At 67.4% G+C, this 18,263-nt stretch carries 20 protein-coding genes; 6 read left to right on the top strand and 14 right to left on the bottom strand.

The window, feature by feature from the left end; all coding sequences use genetic code 11:
• Positions 1–47: 47 nt before the first annotated feature.
• The 5 genes from AC11WY_RS11655 to AC11WY_RS11675 all read left to right on the top strand — a co-directional run bounded on the left by AC11WY_RS11655 (position 48) and on the right by AC11WY_RS11675 (position 4,865).
• Positions 48–1,844 (top strand): PHA/PHB synthase family protein, encoded by a 1,797-nt coding sequence (locus tag AC11WY_RS11655; protein ID WP_482925596.1) that lies wholly within the window; start codon positions 48–50, stop codon positions 1,842–1,844.
• 134 nt (positions 1,845–1,978) lie between these two features.
• The gene (locus AC11WY_RS11660) at positions 1,979–2,428 is read left to right on the top strand and encodes a phasin family protein (protein WP_482925598.1); all 450 of its coding nucleotides are present in this window, start codon (positions 1,979–1,981) and stop codon (positions 2,426–2,428) included.
• A 118-nt stretch (positions 2,429–2,546) separates the two neighbouring features.
• Entirely contained in the window at positions 2,547–3,101 is a 555-nt protein-coding gene (phaR, locus tag AC11WY_RS11665; RefSeq protein ID WP_482925600.1) for a polyhydroxyalkanoate synthesis repressor PhaR, read from the top strand.
• Between the two features lie 23 nt (positions 3,102–3,124).
• The gene (locus AC11WY_RS11670) at positions 3,125–4,090 is read left to right on the top strand and encodes a LysR family transcriptional regulator (RefSeq protein WP_482925602.1); all 966 of its coding nucleotides are present in this window, start codon (positions 3,125–3,127) and stop codon (positions 4,088–4,090) included.
• A gap of 106 nt (positions 4,091–4,196) precedes the next feature.
• Positions 4,197–4,865, top strand: a complete 669-nt coding sequence (locus AC11WY_RS11675; RefSeq protein WP_482925604.1) for a class I SAM-dependent methyltransferase — start codon at positions 4,197–4,199, stop codon at positions 4,863–4,865.
• A 51-nt stretch (positions 4,866–4,916) separates the two neighbouring features.
• Here AC11WY_RS11675 and AC11WY_RS11680 read toward each other — a convergent pair whose 3' ends face one another.
• The 9 genes from AC11WY_RS11680 to AC11WY_RS11720 form a co-directional block, all read right to left on the bottom strand.
• Positions 4,917–6,110, bottom strand: coding sequence for a DegT/DnrJ/EryC1/StrS family aminotransferase (locus tag AC11WY_RS11680; RefSeq protein ID WP_482925606.1), 1,194 nt, complete (start codon positions 6,108–6,110; stop codon positions 4,917–4,919).
• Between the two features lie 85 nt (positions 6,111–6,195).
• Entirely contained in the window at positions 6,196–7,500 is a 1,305-nt protein-coding gene (locus tag AC11WY_RS11685; RefSeq protein ID WP_482925608.1) for an NAD(P)/FAD-dependent oxidoreductase, read from the bottom strand.
• Positions 7,497–8,852 (bottom strand): glutamine synthetase family protein, encoded by a 1,356-nt coding sequence (locus AC11WY_RS11690; RefSeq protein WP_482925610.1) that lies wholly within the window; start codon positions 8,850–8,852, stop codon positions 7,497–7,499. The genes AC11WY_RS11685 and AC11WY_RS11690 overlap by 4 nt, the downstream gene beginning before the upstream one ends.
• Positions 8,853–8,869: 17 nt before the next feature.
• A complete protein-coding gene (locus tag AC11WY_RS11695) occupies positions 8,870–9,550 on the bottom strand; it encodes a type 1 glutamine amidotransferase (RefSeq protein WP_482925612.1) in 681 nt (226 codons plus the stop codon).
• A gap of 64 nt (positions 9,551–9,614) precedes the next feature.
• Positions 9,615–10,949, bottom strand: coding sequence for a glutamine synthetase family protein (locus AC11WY_RS11700; RefSeq protein WP_482925614.1), 1,335 nt, complete (start codon positions 10,947–10,949; stop codon positions 9,615–9,617).
• Between the two features lie 249 nt (positions 10,950–11,198).
• On the bottom strand, positions 11,199–11,948 hold the full coding sequence (locus AC11WY_RS11705) for a phosphate/phosphite/phosphonate ABC transporter substrate-binding protein (protein ID WP_482925616.1): 750 nt from the start codon (positions 11,946–11,948) through the stop codon (positions 11,199–11,201).
• Positions 11,945–12,388 (bottom strand): tellurite resistance TerB family protein, encoded by a 444-nt coding sequence (locus AC11WY_RS11710; protein ID WP_482925618.1) that lies wholly within the window; start codon positions 12,386–12,388, stop codon positions 11,945–11,947. Before AC11WY_RS11710 ends, AC11WY_RS11705 begins: the two co-directional genes overlap by 4 nt.
• Before the next feature lie 73 nt (positions 12,389–12,461).
• Complete coding sequence (locus AC11WY_RS11715; RefSeq protein WP_482925620.1) at positions 12,462–12,755, bottom strand: DUF1330 domain-containing protein; 294 nt, start codon at positions 12,753–12,755, stop codon at positions 12,462–12,464.
• A gap of 19 nt (positions 12,756–12,774) precedes the next feature.
• Positions 12,775–13,203, bottom strand: a complete 429-nt coding sequence (locus tag AC11WY_RS11720; RefSeq protein ID WP_482925622.1) for a hypothetical protein — start codon at positions 13,201–13,203, stop codon at positions 12,775–12,777.
• A 145-nt stretch (positions 13,204–13,348) separates the two neighbouring features.
• Between AC11WY_RS11720 and AC11WY_RS11725 the strand changes: the two genes are divergently transcribed.
• On the top strand, positions 13,349–13,972 hold the full coding sequence (locus AC11WY_RS11725) for a hypothetical protein (RefSeq protein ID WP_482925624.1): 624 nt from the start codon (positions 13,349–13,351) through the stop codon (positions 13,970–13,972).
• Between the two features lie 4 nt (positions 13,973–13,976).
• On the opposite strand, the gene ppk2 is transcribed toward AC11WY_RS11725, so the two are convergent.
• From ppk2 to AC11WY_RS11750, 5 genes are all read right to left on the bottom strand, one after another.
• Positions 13,977–14,894 (bottom strand): polyphosphate kinase 2, encoded by a 918-nt coding sequence (gene ppk2 / locus AC11WY_RS11730; protein ID WP_482925626.1) that lies wholly within the window; start codon positions 14,892–14,894, stop codon positions 13,977–13,979.
• A gap of 124 nt (positions 14,895–15,018) precedes the next feature.
• Positions 15,019–16,026 (bottom strand): nickel/cobalt transporter, encoded by a 1,008-nt coding sequence (locus tag AC11WY_RS11735; RefSeq protein WP_482925628.1) that lies wholly within the window; start codon positions 16,024–16,026, stop codon positions 15,019–15,021.
• Positions 16,023–16,622 carry a DUF1007 family protein gene (locus tag AC11WY_RS11740; RefSeq protein WP_482925630.1) on the bottom strand — a complete coding sequence of 200 codons (600 nt, stop codon included), beginning with the start codon at positions 16,620–16,622 and terminating at the stop codon, positions 16,023–16,025. The genes AC11WY_RS11735 and AC11WY_RS11740 overlap by 4 nt, the downstream gene beginning before the upstream one ends.
• Positions 16,623–16,755: 133 nt before the next feature.
• On the bottom strand, positions 16,756–17,217 hold the full coding sequence (locus AC11WY_RS11745) for a transglycosylase SLT domain-containing protein (RefSeq protein ID WP_482925632.1): 462 nt from the start codon (positions 17,215–17,217) through the stop codon (positions 16,756–16,758).
• A gap of 85 nt (positions 17,218–17,302) precedes the next feature.
• Complete coding sequence (locus AC11WY_RS11750) at positions 17,303–18,214, bottom strand: hypothetical protein (protein WP_482925634.1); 912 nt, start codon at positions 18,212–18,214, stop codon at positions 17,303–17,305.
• Positions 18,215–18,263 lie beyond the last annotated feature (49 nt).

Below are 18,263 nucleotides of genomic sequence, written 5' to 3' on the forward strand. Positions count from 1 at the left end.
GGGCGACAGTATGCTGCTTAGCGGCAAGATAGGGGGGAAACATTAGCATGACAACAGAGCAAGAGGCCGCAGAGGCCGACAAGCTCGACCGCCTCAACGCCAACCTCGCCAAGGTCGAGGGGTTGACGCAGCGACTTGTGGCCGCGATGGCACAGAAGCGAACCATCGACGCCAGCCTTCAGCGGCCGAGTGACGAGTTGTTCATGAAGGCGGCGGCGGCCTACATGGCCGAGATGATGAACAACCCGGCCAAGATCATCGAGAACCAGGTGTCCTACTGGGGCAAGTCGCTGAAGCACTATGTCGAGGCGCAGCAACTGCTGGCCAAGGGCAAGCTGGAAGCACCGCCCGACCCGACGCCGAAGGATCGCCGCTTTGCCAACCCGCTGTGGGAAACCCATCCCTACTTCAACTTCATCAAGCAGCAGTATCTGTTCGGCGCCGAGGCGATGGACAAGGCGATCGAGGGTCTTGACGGGCTCGATCCGCGCGAGAAGAAGCGGGTCGAGTATTTCGCCCAGCAGATCGTCGATCTGATGTCGCCCACCAACTTTCTGGCCACCAACCCGGATGCGCTGGAACGGGCGGTGCAGACCGAGGGGCAGTCGCTGGTGCAGGGGCTGGAAAACCTGGTGCGCGATCTGGAGGCGAACAAGGGCGATCTGATGGTCACCCTAGCCGACAAGGACGCCTTCAAAGTGGGCGTGGACCTTGCCACCACACCGGGCTCGGTGGTGTTCCGCAACCGCATGATGGAGGTGATCCAGTACGCGCCATCCACCGAGACGGTGCACAAGACCCCGCTGATCATCTTTCCGCCGTGGATCAACAAGTTCTACATCCTTGACCTGAAGCCGCAGAACAGCCTGATCAAATGGATCGTCGATCAGGGCTTCACGCTCTTCGTCGTCAGTTGGGTCAACCCGGACGCCAGCTACCGCGACGTCGGCCTTGGTGACTATGTGCGCGAGGGTTATCTGACCGCGATCGAGGTGGTGAAGACGATCTGCGACGTGCCGAAGGTGAACGCCGTCGGCTACTGCATCGCGGGCACCACGCTGAGCCTGACCCTGGCCTACATGAAGAAAACCGGCGACAGGTCGGTCAATTCGGCGACCTTCTTCACCACGCTCACCGATTTCTCGGATCAGGGCGAGGTCGGCGTGTTCCTCGACAACGATTTCGTCGACGGCATCGAGCGCGAGGTGAACGAAACCGGGATGCTCAGTTCGTTCTTCATGTCGCGGACCTTCTCGTTCCTGCGCTCGAACGACCTGATCTACCAGCCCGCGATCAAAAGCTACATGATGGGCGAGGCGCCGCCCGCCTTTGATCTGTTGTTCTGGAACGGCGACAGCACCAACCTGCCGGCGAAGATGAGCGTGGAATACCTGCGCGGCCTGTGTCAGGAGGACAAGCTGGCCAAGGGGGAATTCACCATTCTGGGCGAAACCGTGTCGCTGAAGGACATCACGCTGCCGGTCTGCGCCGTGGCCTGCGAGACCGACCACATCGCCGCCTGGCGGTCGAGCTTCAACGGCATCCGGCAGTTCGGCGCCAAGGACAAGACCTTCATCCTGTCGGAGTCCGGGCATATCGCGGGCATCGTCAATCCGCCCTCCAAGCAGAAGTACGGTCACTACCTCAGCGAGGGGCCGCTCGACGATCCCGATGCCTGGAAGGCGCGGTCCGCCGAATATCGCGGCTCCTGGTGGCCCCATTGGGGCGAGTGGCTGGCGAAGCGGTCGGGGGCCAGGGTTCCGGCCCGTGTTGCGGGTGATTCGACCCATCCCGTGCTGGCTGGGGCGCCCGGAACCTATGTGACGGCGACACCAAGTCCCTGATCTTGCAAGGCTCTCGGGTGGCCTTCCGTCATAATGCCGCAGTGCAGCATTTTTCTTGAATTGCTGCGCTGCGGCGTGTATACAGTGTCCAGAAGCGGGACCGGGTGGCCCTGCACCAGTTGGAGATCAAGATCATGGCGAAGACCCAAGATTTCACCAAAACCATGCAGGACATGATGGCGTCGTTCCCGATGGACACCACCGCGTTCCAAGGCGCGTTCAAGACCCAGGCCGCGCTGGGCGAGAAGATGGCGAAGGTTGCGCTGGAGGCTGCCGAGAAATCGACCGAGATTTCCAGCAAGTGGGCCAAGGACACCATCGCGAAGTTCGGCGACATGGCGAAAGCCAAGGACGAGCCGACCGACTACACCAAGTCGATCTCGGATTTCGCCTCGTCGGCCGCTGAGATGGCCGCCGAGAATCTGGCCGCCTTCGCCGAAGTCGCGAAGAAGGTCCAGATGGAAACCGTCGAGTTGATGCTGGCCGCTGGCAAGGACATCTCGGAAGACGCGACCTCCGCCGTGAAGAAGGCGACCGACGACGTTACCTCCGCGACGAAGAAAGCCGCTGCGGCTGTGAAGTAATCGACGCAGAACCGACGTCCTCCCCGTCGGTGATGCAGAGGGCGGGCCTTGTGCCCGCCCTTTCTTTTTCTGCGGAAGCGTCCTAGAGTTCTCTGCACCGCGACATGGGGAGAGACCGATGGCCGAGACCGACAAGCCGCTTTTGATCAAGCGCTACGCCAGCCGTCGACTCTACAATACCGAAACCAGCGATTACGTCACGCTCGACGACATCGCCAGGTTCATCCGCGCGGGCCGCGAAGTGCAGATCATCGACCTGAAAAGCGGCGACGATCTGACCCGGCAATACCTGCTTCAGATCATCGCCGAGCATGAGAGCAAGGGCGAAAGCGTGCTGCCGATCAATGTGCTGACCGACCTCGTGCGCAGCTACACGACGCAGGCGCAAAGCGTGGTGCCGCAGTTCCTCGCGATGTCGTTCGAGATGCTGCGCGATGGCCAGTCGAAGATCATGGAAAACCTGACGCATCTCCCCAACCCGATGGCCAGCCTGCCGGGCTTCGAGGCGATGCAGCATCAGCAGCAGGCCTTCATGCGCACGATGATGGCGGGCTGGCCCGCGGCCTCGACCGGGGCCGAGTCGGAAGCGACGCCCGCCGCCGACAATTCCAGGGAACTCCAGCAGATCCGCAAGCAACTGGCCGATCTTCAGGCCAAGCTCGCGAAGCTGTAGCGCCGGCCCGGGAGGCTGGCCCTATGGCCGACACGCAGGGTCGCATCACGCTGTGGGGGGTCGAGGTTTTCCTCGCCGCCGCCGAGGAACGCTCGATCTCGGCCGCCGCGCGGCGGCTCGGGGCGAGCATTTCGGGGGTCAGCCAGCAGATCTCGGCGCTGGAACTGGCGCTGGGGGTGGAACTGCTCGACCGCTCGGCCCGGCCGATGACGCTGACCCCGGCCGGCGAGATGTTTCGCCGCCGGGCGCAGGTGATCGTGAACGAGGCCGAACAGGCGCGGGCGGAACTCGCCTCGGGCGATCTGGCGGGGTTGACGCTGTTCCGGCTGGGCATGGTCGAGGATTTCGACAGCGACGTGACACCCCGCCTGCTGAGCGCGATGGCGGAGGAACTGAAAAGCTGCCAGTTCCTGCTGGAAACCGGCGCCAGCCACCGGCTGTTCGACCAGCTTGACGGGCGCGCGCTGGACATGGTGGTGGCGGCCGACATGGGCGCCGCGGCCGAGTGGATGGAGGTGCATCCGCTGCTGACCGAGCCCTTCGTGGTGGCGGCCCCCAAGGGGGCGGTCGATCCCGGCGGCGACGTGCTGGCGCAACTGAGGGCGCTGCCGCTGATCCTTTACTCGCAACGTCACCACATGGGGCGCCAGATCGCCGGACACCTGGCGCGGCAGGATCTACGGCTGGCGCACCGGTTCGAACTGGACAGCTATCACGCGATCATGGCGATGGTCGTGCAGGGCGCGGGCTGGACGATCCTGACGCCGCTGGGGCTGCAGCACGCGCAGCGGTTCCGCGACAAGGCCGACGCGCTGCCCTTGCCCTTCGCGCCGCTCAGCCGCACGATTTCGCTGAACGCCCGGCGCGGGGTGCTGCGGGGGATGCCGGAACAGGTCGCGGGGCGGCTCCGGCCGCTGTTGCAGGAGCTGATCGTGGCGCCTGCGGAGGCGCGGATGCCCTGGATCGCGGGCGACCTGCGGGTGCTGTAACGGGCGCGGCGACGGGAGATCCCCGCTTGCGCGGGGATGACGGGACGGTGTTGACAGGCCACGGCGCCGATGCTGAGGTGAGGGAGAACAGGACGCACGAGGCCCCATGGCGGATTTCACAGCGTTGCCCCCTTCGGCGCAGGCGCAGCAACTCGGACAGCCGGAGGGCGAGGTCGGCATCGACATCGGCCTTCGGATGAACCGGACCAATCGCGCCGGGAACGCCGCCGCGCTGGACCGGCTGGGGCTGGCCCCCGGCCAGTCGGTGCTGGAGATCGGGCCGGGCAACGGCCGCCTTCTGCCCGATTTGCTCGCGCGGGCCGAGGGGCTGCGTTACCTCGGGATCGACGTCTCGCCCACGATGGTGGCCGAGGCCCGGGCGTTCAACGCCGACCGCATCGCCGCGGGGGTGGCCGCCTTCGAACTGGCCGAGGCCGCCGCGATCCCTGTGGCGGACAGCAGCTTCGACCGGGCGCTGGCGGTGAACGTCATCTACTTCTGGCCCGACCCCGTCCGGCAACTTCGCGAGATTCGCCGGGTTCTTGCCCCGGGCGGGCGGCTGGTGACGGCCTCGACCACGCCCGAGACGGCCGCCGACATGCCCGCGATGCGGGCCGAATTCGGGATCGTGACCCGCACGGCCGAAGACCTGTCTGCGTTGCACCGCGCGGCGGGGTTCAGGCAGGTCGCGGTGGAGGTGCTGCGTGCCTTGGTGCCCCGCCCGGATGGCACGCCGTGGGAGGTGGCCGCCTACCTCGTCCTTGCCGATGTCTGAGCGGATGCGCGAACGGGGAGATCCCCGCTGGCGCGGGGATGACGGGCGGGCTCAGGTGCCGTAGGCGCGCGCCTCGCCCTTGACGTCTTCGGCAGCGGCCAGCAGCGCCCCGGCGATGACGTCGAGGTCTTCCCGGCTCAGGCGCACCGGCAAGCGCACGTCGCAGGCGCGCATCAGCATGGCGCGGGTCTGCGGCAGGTCGGGCGCCTCGCCCAGGAACTGCCAGTTCCAGAATGCCCGCGCGTTATCGGCGCTGAGGCCGAACACCTGCACCACCACGCCGCGCGCCTTGGCCGCATCCTGAAACGCCCGCGCCTCGGCGTCGGTCGCAAAGCCGACGAGGTTGAACTGGATCGAGTCGGGCGCGCGTTCCTCGGGCCCCAGCGGCGGCGGGACGTCGAGCCAGGCCGAGGTGTTCAGCCGGTCGGCGACGTAATCGTGGTTGGCGCGGCCCTTGGCGACCCGTTCGGCCACCAGCGGCAGTTGCGGCCGGATGATCGCGGCCGAGAGGTTCTGCAGGCGCATGTTGTAGAGCGGCAGCTTGTTCTGCCAGTGGTGAAAGCTGTTCTGCAGCCCCGCGTGCTTTTTCCAGTTATGCTCGTAGGCCCCCGACATGATGGTGGCACGGGCCGCAAGCTCGGGGTCGTCGGTGATCAGGATGCCGCCTTCGCCTGCGTTCACCAGCTTGTAGGACTGAAAGCTGAAGCAGCCGATCTTGCCGATCGTTCCGATCTTGCGCCCGTTCCACTCGGTGCCGAGCGAATGCGCCGCATCCTCGACCACCGGAATGCCGCGGGCGTCACAGGCCGCCATGATCGCGTCCATGTCGGAGGTGTGGCCGCGCATGTGGCTGATCAGGACGCAGGCGATGTTGTCGTCGATTCTGCGCGCAAAATCAGCCATGTCGATGCGGTAGTTCGCACCGACCTCGCACAGCACCGGCACGCAGTCTGCGTGGACGACGGCCGAGGGGACGGCGGCGAAGGTGAAGGCGGGGATCAGCACGCGGGCGTCACGCGGCAGGCCCAGCGCCTTCAGCGACAGAAACAGCGCGGCCGAGCAGGACGAGACGGCGAGGGCGTAGCGGCTGCCCATCAGGGCGACGAATTCCTGCTCCAGCAGGTAGACGGGCGAGCCTTCGGAGGTGTAGCGGAAGAGGTCGCCCGAGGTCAGCAGCCGCTCGATCTCGGCGCGGGCGGCATCGGGGATCGGCTCGGCGTCATAGACGTTGGGAGCAAGGGCCATGCTTCACCTTTCCTGAAGGTCTGTTTCAGGATTTGTGTAAATGCTGACGGGCGATTTGGCTATGGCAAAAGGGCGTGATCGGCGTTCACATGCCGATCCGGTCACGCAGGGCGTACCACGTCATCGCAAGGATCAGCAGCGGCGTGCGCAGGCCCGGCCCGCCGGGGAAGCGTCGCATCGGAAGCTTCGCCACAAGGTCGAAGGCGCCAGCCTGACCCGCCACGGCCTCGGCCAGGATGCGGCCCGCGAGGGTGGCGAGGGCGACGCCATGGCCGGAATAGCCGGAGGCCGAGAGGATGGTGGGGGCGATGCGCAGGAAGCAGGGCAGGCGGCTCATGGTGATGGCCAGCGTGCCGCCCCAGGCGTAGTCGATGCGGGCATCGGCGAGTTGGGGGTAGACCTGAAGCATCGGCTTGCGCACCACCGCCGCGATGTCGCGCGGGAAGCGGTAGCCATAGCTTTCGCCGCCGCCGAACAGCAGGCGGCCATCGTCGGAGCGGCGCCAGTAGTTCACGACAAACTTGGAGTCGGCGACCGCCTGATTGCCCGGCAGGATGGATTTCCACCGCTCGCCAAGGGGTTCCGTGGCGACGATGAAGTTGTTGATCGGCATCACCCGGGCCGCGACCTGCGGTTCCAGCCCGCCAAGATAGCCGTTGCAGGCCAGGATCACATGATCCGCCGTAACCTCGCCCTGCGCGGTGCGGATGCGGTGCGGCGGGCCTTGGGTGATCGCCGTGACCTCGCTGGTCTCGCAAATTCGCACGCCCGCCGCGGCGGCTGCCTTCGCCAACCCGATCGCGAAGTTCAGCGGGTGAACGTGCCCGGCGCCGTGGTCGAGGGCCCCGCCCGCATAGGCCGCCGATCCGGTAAGGGCGGCCATTTCGGCGTGGTCGAGCGGCTGGACCTTGTCGTAGCCGTAATCGCGGGCAAGCTTTTCGGCATAGGCGTGCGATTGCGCCACCTCGCCGGGGCGGGAACAGGCATGGGCGACGCCGGGGTGGAAGGTTACCGGCATCGCATGGTCGATGATGAGCGCGCGCAACAGCGCCTTGGCATCCTCGCCCATGTCCCACAGGCGGCGGGCGTCGGCCTTGCCCACCATCCGCTCCAGCGCGTCCTGTTCAAGTCGCTGGCCCGAACCGACCTGTCCGCCGTTGCGCCCCGAGGCGCCGAAGCCAACCCGGTGCGCCTCCAGCAGCACAACCGACAGCCCCTGTTGCGCCAGATGCAGCGCCGCCGACAGGCCGGTGTAGCCGCCGCCGACGATGCAGACATCCGCGCGCACGGCACCCGCCAGCGCCGGGAAGGGCGCCAGCGGGGTGGCGGTGGCGGCATACAAGCTGGCGGGATAGGCGCCGGGCCGGTCGTTGGCGTGCAGCAGGTTCATACGTTCAACAGCAGGTGTTCACGCTCCCACGGGCTGATGACCTGCAGGAACTCCTTGTATTCGTTGCGCTTCACCGACTCGTAGACGTTGCAGAAATCGGCCCCCAGCGCCTCGCGGATCGGCGTGCTTTCCGAAAAGATGTCGAGCGCATCACCGAGGTTGGTGGGCAGCTCGTCCTCCGACATATAGGCGTCGCCGGTGCATTCGGCGCGCGGCAGCTTGCCCTCTTTCAGCCCAAGGTAGCCGCAGACGAGCGACGCCGCGAAACCGAGGTAGGGGTTGCAGTCCATCCCCGCCAGCCGGTTTTCCAGCCGCCGCGAGGCCGGGTCGCTGATCGGCACGCGCAGGCCGGTGGTGCGGTTGTCGCGGCCCCATTCGAGGTTGATCGGCGCCGCAAAGTCCGGAACGTAGCGGCGGTAACTGTTCACATAGGGCGCGAGCAGCGCGATCACGGCGGGCAGGTGCGTCTGCATCCCGGCGATGAAGTGCATGAAGCTTTCGGTTTCCTGCCCCTTCTTGTCCGAAAAGATGTTCTTGCCGGTCTTCACGTCCACGATCGAGTGGTGGATATGCATCGCCGATCCCGGCTCGCCCTCGATCGGCTTGGCCATGAAGGTAGCGAAACAGTCGTGGCGCAGCGCCGCCTCGCGGATCAGGCGCTTGAAGTAGAAGATCTCGTCGGCCAGCTTCACCGGGTCGCCGTGGTTCAGGTTGATCTCGACCTGACCGGCGCCGCCCTCCTGCAGGATGCCGTCGATCTCGAAGCCCTGCGCTTCGGCGAAGTCGTAGATGTCGTCGATGACCTTGCCGTATTCGTCCACCGCCGACATCGAATAAGCCTGTTTCGCGGCGGCGCGGCGGCCCGAGCGGCCCATCGGCGGGATGATCGGCTGGTTCGGGTCGGTGTTGCGGGCGACGAGGAAGAACTCCATCTCGGGCGCCACGATCGGGGTCCAGCCCTCGGCCTCGTAAAGCGAGATGATGCGGCGCAGCACGTTGCGCGGGCTGAAGGCGATCGGGTTGCCCTGCTGATCCTGCGCGTCGTGGATCACCTGCAGCGTCACGTCGGCGGTCCAGGGCGCGGCGGTGGCGGTCGAGAAATCCGGCACCAGGATCATGTCCGGCTCGGTGAAGGCGCCGACCGGGTTGTTCGCCCATTCGCCGGTGATCGTTTGCAGAAAGATCGAGTTCGGCAGGAAGAAGCTGGGCTGCTTGGCAAATTTCGACGCGGGCATGGCCTTGCCGCGCGCCACGCCGGCAATATCGCCGATGATGCATTCCACTTCGTCAAGGCGGCGCCCGGCGATGTAGTCGCGGGCGGCTTCGGGCAGTTTCTGGCTCCAGTCGGACATCGGGTGGCCTTTCGGGCTTAACCTCTGGGTTGCTTGAAAAATGCCGCCATGCGGTCGGCCAGGCTGCCGCTGTCAAGCGGGGTGCCAAGCTTCGCGGTGGCGGTCTGCATGACATGATCGGGCACCACGCCCTTGCCGCGTGTCTCGATCAGGGCGGCGACGTAGTCGTCGGTCATCTCGGGGTGGGGCTGCACCGAAAACATGCGGTCGTCATAGAGGAACGCCGCATTCTCGCAGAAATCGGACGAGGCGACGCGGGTCGCCCCCGGCGGCTTTTCCGTCACCTGATCCTGATGCCAGGCGTTGATGACCATCTTGCTGCCATCGAAATCGTATTCCTGCGGGCCGACCGACCAGCCGCCGTGGTATTTCTCGACCTTGCCGCCCATCGCCTGGGCGATGATCTGGTGGCCGAAGCAGACGCCGATCAGTGGCACATGCGCCTCGTAGGCGGCGCGGATGAAGGCTTCCAGCGGCTTGATGAACGGCAGGTCGTCATAGGCGCCGTGGCGCGAGCCGGTGATCAGCCAGCCGTCGGCGTCCTGCACCGAGGCGGGCAGTTCGTTGTCGAGCGCGCGCCAGGTGCGGAAGGTGAAGCCATAGCCCGCCAGCAGGGTTTCGAACATGTCGGGATAGTCGCCAGTGCGCCCGCGAAGCGCCTCTGGCGCTTCTCCGGTTTGCAGGATGCCAATCAGCATATGGTGCTCTTGTTGGTTGTTTCACAAAGCCTAGACCGGCCCCCGCCGCGCGGCAAGGGGGGCGTCAGACGGTATCGAGGTAGACTTCAACCTGCTCCTCGGCGCTCAGTTCGGCCATGTAGCGCTGTTCCTGCCGCTTGGTCAGCACATAGTTGCGGATCAGTTCGGCCGGGAAGATCCGGGGCATGATCTTGCTCTTGTCGAAGGCGTCGATCGCCTCGTCCCAGGCCACGGGCAGTTGCGGCAGATCAAGCGCGTAGGCGCTGCCGGTGATCGGCGGCGGCGGGATCAGCGCTTCCTCGATCCCGATCAGCGCGGCGCCAAGGATGGCGGCCAGCATCAGATAGGGGTTGATGTCGCCCCCCGACACGCGATGTTCGATCCGCCGCGCCGAGACGCTGCCCGAAGGCACACGGATCGCCGAGGTGCGGTTTTCATAGGCCCAGCAGACGTTGTTGGGCGCATGCGCCTCGGGCACCAGCCGGTCGTAGCTGTTGGCGTGCGGCGCGAAGACCAGGGTGGAGTCGTGCATCGCGGCCAGGCACCCCGCAATCGCGTGGTGCAGCGCGGCGGAGCCTTCGGGGCCGCCATTCGAGAAGATGTTGGCGCCGTCCGCATCCAGCACCGAGAAATGGGTATGCAGCCCGTTGCCGGAATAATCCGGGTAGGGTTTGGCCATGAAACTTGCGGCAAAGCCGTGGCGCCGGGCGAGGCCCTTCACCAGCATCTTGAACAGCCAGGCATCGTCGGCCGCCTTCAGCGCGTCATCGCTGTGCATCAGGTTGATCTCGAACTGGCCCAACCCGGCCTCGGAAATGGCGGTATCGGCGGGAATGTCCATCGCCTCGCACATGTCGTAAAGGTCGGTGAAGAACGTGTCGAAGGCGTCGAGCGCGCGCAGCGCCAGCGTCTCGGCGGCCTTGCGGCGACGACCCGAACGCGGGCTGGTGGGCACCTGAAGCGTCTTGCCGCTGTCGTCGATCAGAAAGAACTCCAGCTCCACTGCGACGACCGGGGTCAGCCCGCGCGCCTTATAGCGGTTCAGCACGGCGGCCAGCGCGTGGCGCGGATCGCCCTCGTAGGGCGTGCCGTTCTCGCGGAACATCCAGATCGGCAAAAGCGCGGTCGGCGCCTCCAGCCAGGGCATCGGGATGAAGCCGCGTTCGGTCGGGCGCAGCACGCCGTCGGCATCGCCCGAGTCGAAGATCAGCGGGCTGTCCTCGATATCCTCGCCCCAGATGTCGAGGTTCAGGACCGACATCGGGAAGCGGGTGCCGTCGGTCACGACCTTTTCGGCAAAGCGCGCGGGGATGCGTTTGCCACGGGCCTGACCGTTCAGGTCGGCGGCGGCCACGCGGATTGTGCGCACCTCGGGGTGTTTTCTGAGCCAGTTCTTCATCATCTCACCGGGGGTTGGGCTGCCGACCGGAATGGCGCGGCAGGGCCTCCGGCGCAGCGCGCCGAAGGGCAGTCCCCAGCGACAATGACAGAGCGCGTCCCCGTCCGGGTTGGCCCCCGATCCAGCCGGGATTGCCGGGCTGGCGGTGGGGGTCACGGGCGGGGGCGGGCGCGGTCACAATGTCACTTGGGGGTTGCTACACCCCTCAGTTGGCTGAAAGCCGGTCGGAAAGCAACGGAATTCGGCAGGTCAGGGGCCGGGCGGGGTTGGCACGGCCAGGTAATCCACCGCCGGAATGGCGACAAAGCCCCGGATCATCAGGGTGTCGCGGGTGCTTTCGTCGAGGGTTGAAAGCGCCTCGGACAGGGCCGCCAGCGTTCCCGCCGCATCGGCGCCGGGGGCGGCGATGAAGGGCAGGCCGGGGGCCGTCTGGGTGCGCCCGACGACGCGCAGCCGGGTGGTGAGAGAGGGATCATGGCGCGTCAGGAACCGCCAGGTCACGGCGTCAAGCGCGGCAATGTCGGCGCGATCCTCGGCCACGGCCAGCGCGGAAAGCCGGTGGCCGCCGGTCTCCAGCGTGGGATCGAACCGGAAACCGCGCGCGGCGGCCCAGGTCTGCGGCGCGGCCCAGCCCGAATGGCTGTCGGGCTGGTTGTAGGCGAACCGGCGGGTGGCGAAGGCTTCGGCCCCGTCGCCGGGTTCATCCGCGCGCACAACGTAGACGCTGTGGTAGTGGCCGGGCGCGGTGTCATCGAGCCCGTAATCGGCAGCGGCGATCAGCGCCACCCGGCCGTGCAGACGGGTGCGGTAGGGCATCCCGCAGGTCTGGCCCAGCACCAGATCGGGCGCCTGCCAGCCCTCCCACATGCCGATGTCACGGCTCAGCGCATCGGGCGCGGCGATCCCGCGCGCCCGCAGGGCGTCGCGCACCGCGGCCCAGAACGCATCATTGGCGCCTTGCAGCGCCGTCATGTCGTACATCGGCAGCGTGGCGATCATTTCTGCCGGGACTCAACACGTTGGCGGGCGAGGTTGCTGTCGCGGTCATTGATGCCGAGCAGGTTGGCCAGCAGCCGCAGGATCGCATCCTCGTCGCCATCGCGTGCGCCATCGGCCAGCACGACCTCCCATAGCGCCTCGATCACGCTTTCGCGGTGATCATAATCGACCGCCTCCTTGATCGCGCGGGTAAAGCGGACGGTGTCGGGGGCCTCCGCCTCCAGCGCCTCGGCCTCGTGGCGCAGCGCGATCGCGTCGAAGGGCGACAGGGCGTAGCGCGACATGAGGATGCGGTCGATCCGGCCGATCTCGGCGTCGGAATAGTCGCCATCGACGCGCGCAATGCGCACCATCAGCGCAGCCAGCGCCAGCCGCGCGTCAGGGTGGCTGAGGCGCGAGGGTTCGGGGGCCAGCAGGCCACGGAGGAGATCGGCGAACATGAAAGGGGTATAGGCAGCCGAAGGCGACGCGCCAAGAGGCAAGCGCCTGCGATGACGCGGAAATGAGCGGTGATCAGTCGGGCGCCCCCTCGATGATGATGAGGTCGGCGGTCGCCACCTTGGCGCGCAGGGCGCGGGCTTTCGCATAATCCGGGCTGTCGTAGCAGTCCCGCGCGGCTTGCAGGCTGGGGAATTCGACCACCACGCTGCGCGGGCGCGCGCTGCCCTCGCGGATCTCCTGCGCGCCGCCGCGCACGATCATCCGCCCGCCGAACCTGGCGAGCGCGGCCGGGGTCAGCGCCTGATAGGCTTTGTAGGCGGCCGCGTCATGGACGTCGACCTGAACGATCCAGTATCCCTTGGGCACGATGTGGTATCCTTCTGTGTCAATCGGTTGCGGGTGGAAGCTCAGGCATGTGGAGGAGGCCCGACGAGATCGGCACCGCCGCGCCCTTGACGCGGATCGCCGTCCGGCCGCCGACCCAGGTCGTCAGCGCCAGATCGGGCGGGCGGGCCACCTCGACGCCCTGCATCAGGGGGGAGCGGGTAATGCCGGGCGCCACAAGTCCGACCGCGTGCGGTTGCACGGCGAGGATCGCGCTCACCGACCCGGTGGCGTGGTGTTCCGGTATACCGGTGCCGGTCGAGATCATGCGGGCCTGAACGTCCGCACCGACCCCGGCGGGGGTGAGGCGGGCGCGGGCGAGGGTCGGCATCCGGCGCGGGCCGGGCGCGTCGGCCCCCACCACCACGGCCAGCCGACTGCCGACGAAAGGCCGGGGGGGGAAGACATCAAGCCTGTGGAACGTCAGCATCGCGGCCTCCGGAGCGGCATGGTAGCGGCGGCGAAGCGCGCGGTGAAGCCTTGCCCCTTGATCGACTCATCGGACAGGCGCAGGTATTCACGACAGCGCTGTTAAAGTCATTTCTGGTATGAGGTTTGCAATGCGACGCCCTGTCTTGAAGGTTCTCACCCGGCTGATCGCTGTCTTGGCGCCGATGCGTCGCCTCGCCCCGCTGGTTGTGGCTCTGGTGGCCGGTCTTGCCCTGCCGACGGTGGCGGATGAGCAACACAGCATCCCCGAGCCGATCGCCCCACCGGTGGCGGGCGCGCTTTATGATGGCTTCTCGCGGATCGTGTCCAGCGGCGCCACGATCGCCGCCTTCCATACCGACCACAAGGGCCGGTTCACCACGACGCTGAAATTGACGCCCGGCGTCTACCTGTTTTTCCCCGATTGCCGCGGGGGTGCGCCCTGCGAGAACTTGCGGTTCGCGGACATGACGGCTGCGCACCTGTCGGCAACCGGGAAGGCGGAGCCCGCACAGGCGCTGCGGCAACCGTTCAAGACGCTGACCATCGACACCTCCGGGCTGCCCGGAATCACGATCCTCCGGCTCACCGGCCGGGTCGAGGCCAACGTGAGCGGCTCGGGGCCCGCGACCCTCGGCGTCGGCCCGAACGGCCACGGGTTCGTGCTGATCCCCGGCGTCGCGGCCGCCCCTCCGCCGGCCCAGAACAATGGGGGCGGGAACAAAGGCGGCGGTGGGTCGACCGGGGGCGGCAACACCGGCAATTACTGAACGGTCAGTATTTCTGCGGCACATAAAGCTCGGGCGGCAGCACGGTGCGTTCGTAGTCGGGGTTGAACACGCGGTCGGGCAGGCTGACCTCGTCATGCGGCACCGGTCCATAAGGAACCATCGACAGGAAATGGTCGATGCAGTTCAGCCGCGCGCGCTTTTTGTCATTGCCCTCAACGATATACCACGGCGCCTCGGGGATGTTGGTGCGGGCGAACATCTCTTCCTTGGCCTTGGTGTACTGTTCCCAGCGGACCCGGGATTGCAGGTCCATCGGGCTGAGTTTCCACTGCTTCAAAGGGTCGTGAATGCGGATCAGGAACCGCATCTGCTGTTCTTCGTCGGTGATCGAGAACCAGTATTTTATCACGCGAATCCCGGACCTTACCAGCATCCGTTCAAATTCAGGCACGTCATGGAAGAACTCTTCCACCTGCGCGTCCGAGGCAAAGCCCATCACGCGTTCAACGCCCGCGCGGTTGTACCACGAGCGGTCGAACAGCACGATCTCGCCGCCCGCGGGCAGGTGGGGGACGTAACGCTGAAAATACCACTGCGATTTCTCGCGGTCGGACGGCGCGGGCAGCGCCACGGCGCGGACGACGCGGGGGTTCAGGCGCTGGGTGATCCGCTTGATGACGCCGCCTTTTCCGGCGCTGTCGCGGCCCTCGAAGATGACCACGACCTTTTCCTTGTGATGCTGCACCCAGTCCTGCAGCTTGATCAGTTCGGCCTGCATCCGGATCAGCGCGTGGAAATAGGTCACGCGGTCGATCGCGTCGGGGTGCTTGGTCTTGTAGATGCGCGCGATTTCGCGGCTCAGGGCGGCATCTTCCAGTTCCAGCTCGATATCCTCGTCGAGCGTGTCGGCCAGTTCGGCTTCCAGCCAGTCGCGGCCGGGCAGGTCTTCGGGGGTGGGCATCAGCAGCTCCGAATGCAGGGCGTGAAAACACCGGGCCGCTTAGAGCAGCCAGATATGAGATTCATCTAACGCGATCCCGCGCAGGGGGCCATGATCCAGAGCAAATCCGCCTATCCGCGCTGTCTCAGCCGATGAGCGGGGCGATCATGCCGGTGGCGATGGCGGTCGCGGCGGCGGCGCCGAAGGTGGCGATGACCATCGCGCCGCTGAAGGCGGCGGCGCGACCAAGCCAGCGGCCGCGCGCGCCGCCGCCCGTGGCCGCCACCGCGCGGTTCAGCCCGACCGCGCCGACGCTGACCGCCGCCACCGTCAGCGCGACGCCGACCCCCATCGCCAGCGTCGCCGCAACGCCGACGAGGAAGATGCCGTTGGCCAGCGTGAACAGCAGCACGAGGATGGCGCCCGAGCAGGGCCGCAACCCGGCCAGCCCGCCGGTGGTCAGCATCTGCGCAAGCTGGCTGCGGGGCGGTGCGGCGTCATGGTGATGCCCGTGCGCGTGCTCATGCCCGTGGTGATGGTCATGCGGCATCCCGCAGCCGCAGGCCGGGGCCGGGCCGGGGCGCAGCGCGGCCCAGGCCATCCCGAGGCCCATCAGGGCGATGGCGATGTAGCTTGCCATCTCGATCGTGCCGGCATGGTCGAGGATCGCCTTGCCGGTGGTGCCGAAGATCACCGCCAGCACGCCGACCAGCACCACCGCCGACAGCGCCTGCACGGCGGCGACGGTGCCGCTCATCTCCAGCGCATGGACAAAGCGGGTGCGGCGGGTGGCAAGGTAGCTGGCGACCACCACCTTGCCGTGGCCGGGGCCGATGGCGTGGAGCACGCCGTACAGGAACGCCGCGAGCACGATGGCCGCATCCGCCGCCCAGCCGCCGCCGTGGTTCGCGGCATCGAGATCGGCGCGCAGCCGGGCGTCGAGCGCGCGCTGGAACAGGACGGCGGTGCCGAGGAGGGTCCGGAACGGCTCTGGCAGGGTCACGCGCGCCTCGACCGGGGTCTGGGCGGCCTGTGCCGCGGTGGCGGCGTCGGGGTGGCCGAAGTAGTCGGTGCCCGCGCGCGCCGGGCCGGGCGGGGCGGCGAGGCAGAAAAACGCGAGCAGCAGGACGGCGAGGGCGCGGAAAGCGGTCATGAGCAGGCAATCCTGATGGCAAGGGGGATGACGGTGCCGAAGTAGATCGGGTGATCCTTGGCTTCGGCGATGGCGGCGCGACAGGTGCTGTCGCCCTGCACGGTGACGGCGGCGCTTTCGGGGTCGGTCGGTTCGAGATCGACGTAGTAGCTGTCGTCCCACACGCCGATCATCAGCGGGGCCGCGCGCGGGTCGGCGGGCACCGCCAGCGGGGTGACGAAGCTGTAGCTGAGCGCGTCGCCGGTCAGGTGCGCGGTGTAGTCGCGCGCGGGGCCAAGCGCGACCGGGTTGGCCCCCGCCCAGACCTGGGTGAAGTAGGCGTAATGCGCGAGGTTGGCGAAGGCGTGATCGCGCAGCGCCGCGATATCGGTGGCGCTCAGCGGCTGGCCCTTGCGGTGGTCGGGCGCCTGATCCTGCAACAGCATCGAGGAGAACTGCGGGTCAAGCTGCCAGTTCTGATGGATCGCCGAAAGCCGGGCATGATCGAACACCAGATCCAGGTGATAGCTGATCCAGACATGCGGATGCGCCGCCACCGGCCCGGCCAGCGCGCAGATCAGTGCGGCCCCTGCGGCACCGGGCAGGCTGCCGGTCATCCGCCCATCCGCGTGGAAATCGAGCCCGCCATCGCACGTCCCCCCTGTCGGCGCGCAGGATAGCGGCGGTCTCCAGGCCGGGCAACATCGCGGACGCCCGGTCGCCGGGACGTGATCCGCGCGTGAGTGAGGCTCAGTTCAGGCCGACCTGTTCCAGCATCCCGCGGCGGCGCGCCTCGTAGTAGTAGCCCTTGGCGTACCACATCACCGCGGTGTCCTGATTGCCGTGCGACAGCAGCCAGGCGCCGCGCAGGTATTTCACGCCATAGGTCAGGTTGGTGCCGGGATCGTAAAGCCCGCTGTCGGGGCCCTGATAGCCCATCGTATGCGCGGTCTGCGGCAGGATCTGCATCAGCCCGTAATAGGGGCCGTTGCGGGCGCGCGGGTTGTAGCTCGACTCGCGCCGCACGATGCGGTGGATCAGCGTCACCGGCACGTCATAAGACTTGGCGGCCCGGGCGATCAGTGCGTCCATCTCGGGCGTTTCGCCCGCCACGCGGCCCAGCGGCGCCTCGGCGGCGGGAGGGGTCGGCCCGGGCGCGCAGGCGGCAAGCGCCAGCAGTGCGGTGGCGGCAAGGATCGGGAATGGGCGCATCGGTCGCTCCGGTTGACGGAGCCGTGATAGCCGGGGTGTCGGCTTAGGAAAAGGGGGAGGCGCGCGCATGGGCGGAGCGGCGCCGCTATTCGGCGGCGTCGGCCTCGGGCGCGTCATCCTCGGCGGCGAACCGGCTGTCGTCCAGCGCGGTCAGGAAGGCCGGGCGCAGCGCGGGCGGCATCGCGTCCAGCGTCTGCGCCAGCACGCCCGGCCACTGCGGCCAGGGCACCAGATAGCGGCCGCGGTGATAGTGCAGGATCTTCGGCGCCAGCCCCTCCACCGGCAGCCGGTTCGAGATCGTCAGGTTGTTCGCGGCGTCGATCACCCGGTAGCGCAGCCCGTGCCGCGCCATCGCCAGCGGCATCGTGATCTGGTCAAGCCAGGGCCGCTTGTTGGCGATCTGGCAGCCGTAATCGAAGGCGCTGGCGGTATCGCGCCAGAGCCGGCCGAAGCTTTGCCCCGGCGCGGGGTCATTCTCGCGGAAGGCGACGAAACCGGCGTTGAAATAGGGCACGAAGCTGCGGCCGTGGCGGATCAGCGTCACCCGTTCGGTCGGCAGCGGCAGGTCGAAGAAGCCATAGGCGCGTTCCCAGCGATCGCCCTTGGCGCCCCAACTGGCGACGCCTTCGGGCACCACGCAGACCTCGCCCGGCCCCGGCAGGTCGGCGGGGTCGATCGGCGCCACCGCCACCATGTCGGTGTCGAGGAAGACCGAGACCGAAGTCTCGCGCGGTTCCGCCGCCGCGATCAGCTTGTTGCCATGCGGGTAGGGCCGCGCCCAGAGCGCGCCGGGCCCCGGCAGATCGCGCAGCTCCACCCCCGTCGCCGCATAAACGGCGCGGCTGACCTCGCGCAGCGCGGTGCGGGTCTCGGCCGAGATGTAGCCGATCAGCCGCGCCTGCGGATTGTGGTGCCTGAGCGTGGCGGCCAGCAGCAGCGACTGCACCTCCAGCCGGGGGCCGTCGATGACGAAGAACAGGCTGAGGTCGTCGGTCATGGCGGCTCCGCTCGGGGCTGGGGCAGTGATAGCGGGCGGGGCGGCGGGG

The organism is Solirhodobacter sp. (assembly GCF_964715405.1).

Excerpts from the sequence above, each read along its gene's own strand:
- AC11WY_RS11740 (WP_482925630.1), bottom strand. The coding sequence starts at position 16,622 with ATGACCGGCAGCCTGCCCGGTGCCGCAGGGGCCGCACTGATCTGCGCG.
- AC11WY_RS11745 (WP_482925632.1), bottom strand. The coding sequence starts at position 17,217 with ATGCGCCCATTCCCGATCCTTGCCGCCACCGCACTGCTGGCGCTTGCC.
- ppk2 (WP_482925626.1), bottom strand. The coding sequence starts at position 14,894 with ATGCCCACCCCCGAAGACCTGCCCGGCCGCGACTGGCTGGAAGCCGAA.
- AC11WY_RS11675 (WP_482925604.1), top strand. The coding sequence starts at position 4,197 with ATGGCGGATTTCACAGCGTTGCCCCCTTCGGCGCAGGCGCAGCAACTC.
- AC11WY_RS11690 (WP_482925610.1), bottom strand. The coding sequence starts at position 8,852 with ATGTCCGACTGGAGCCAGAAACTGCCCGAAGCCGCCCGCGACTACATC.
- AC11WY_RS11735 (WP_482925628.1), bottom strand. The coding sequence starts at position 16,026 with ATGACCGCTTTCCGCGCCCTCGCCGTCCTGCTGCTCGCGTTTTTCTGC.
- AC11WY_RS11720 (WP_482925622.1), bottom strand. The coding sequence starts at position 13,203 with ATGCTGACGTTCCACAGGCTTGATGTCTTCCCCCCCCGGCCTTTCGTC.
- AC11WY_RS11680 (WP_482925606.1), bottom strand. The coding sequence starts at position 6,110 with ATGGCCCTTGCTCCCAACGTCTATGACGCCGAGCCGATCCCCGATGCC.
- AC11WY_RS11710 (WP_482925618.1), bottom strand. The coding sequence starts at position 12,388 with ATGTTCGCCGATCTCCTCCGTGGCCTGCTGGCCCCCGAACCCTCGCGC.
- AC11WY_RS11670 (WP_482925602.1), top strand. The coding sequence starts at position 3,125 with ATGGCCGACACGCAGGGTCGCATCACGCTGTGGGGGGTCGAGGTTTTC.
- phaR (WP_482925600.1), top strand. The coding sequence starts at position 2,547 with ATGGCCGAGACCGACAAGCCGCTTTTGATCAAGCGCTACGCCAGCCGT.
- AC11WY_RS11655 (WP_482925596.1), top strand. The coding sequence starts at position 48 with ATGACAACAGAGCAAGAGGCCGCAGAGGCCGACAAGCTCGACCGCCTC.
- AC11WY_RS11685 (WP_482925608.1), bottom strand. The coding sequence starts at position 7,500 with ATGAACCTGCTGCACGCCAACGACCGGCCCGGCGCCTATCCCGCCAGC.
- AC11WY_RS11705 (WP_482925616.1), bottom strand. The coding sequence starts at position 11,948 with ATGATCGCCACGCTGCCGATGTACGACATGACGGCGCTGCAAGGCGCC.
- AC11WY_RS11700 (WP_482925614.1), bottom strand. The coding sequence starts at position 10,949 with ATGAAGAACTGGCTCAGAAAACACCCCGAGGTGCGCACAATCCGCGTG.
- AC11WY_RS11660 (WP_482925598.1), top strand. The coding sequence starts at position 1,979 with ATGGCGAAGACCCAAGATTTCACCAAAACCATGCAGGACATGATGGCG.
- AC11WY_RS11695 (WP_482925612.1), bottom strand. The coding sequence starts at position 9,550 with ATGCTGATTGGCATCCTGCAAACCGGAGAAGCGCCAGAGGCGCTTCGC.
- AC11WY_RS11750 (WP_482925634.1), bottom strand. The coding sequence starts at position 18,214 with ATGACCGACGACCTCAGCCTGTTCTTCGTCATCGACGGCCCCCGGCTG.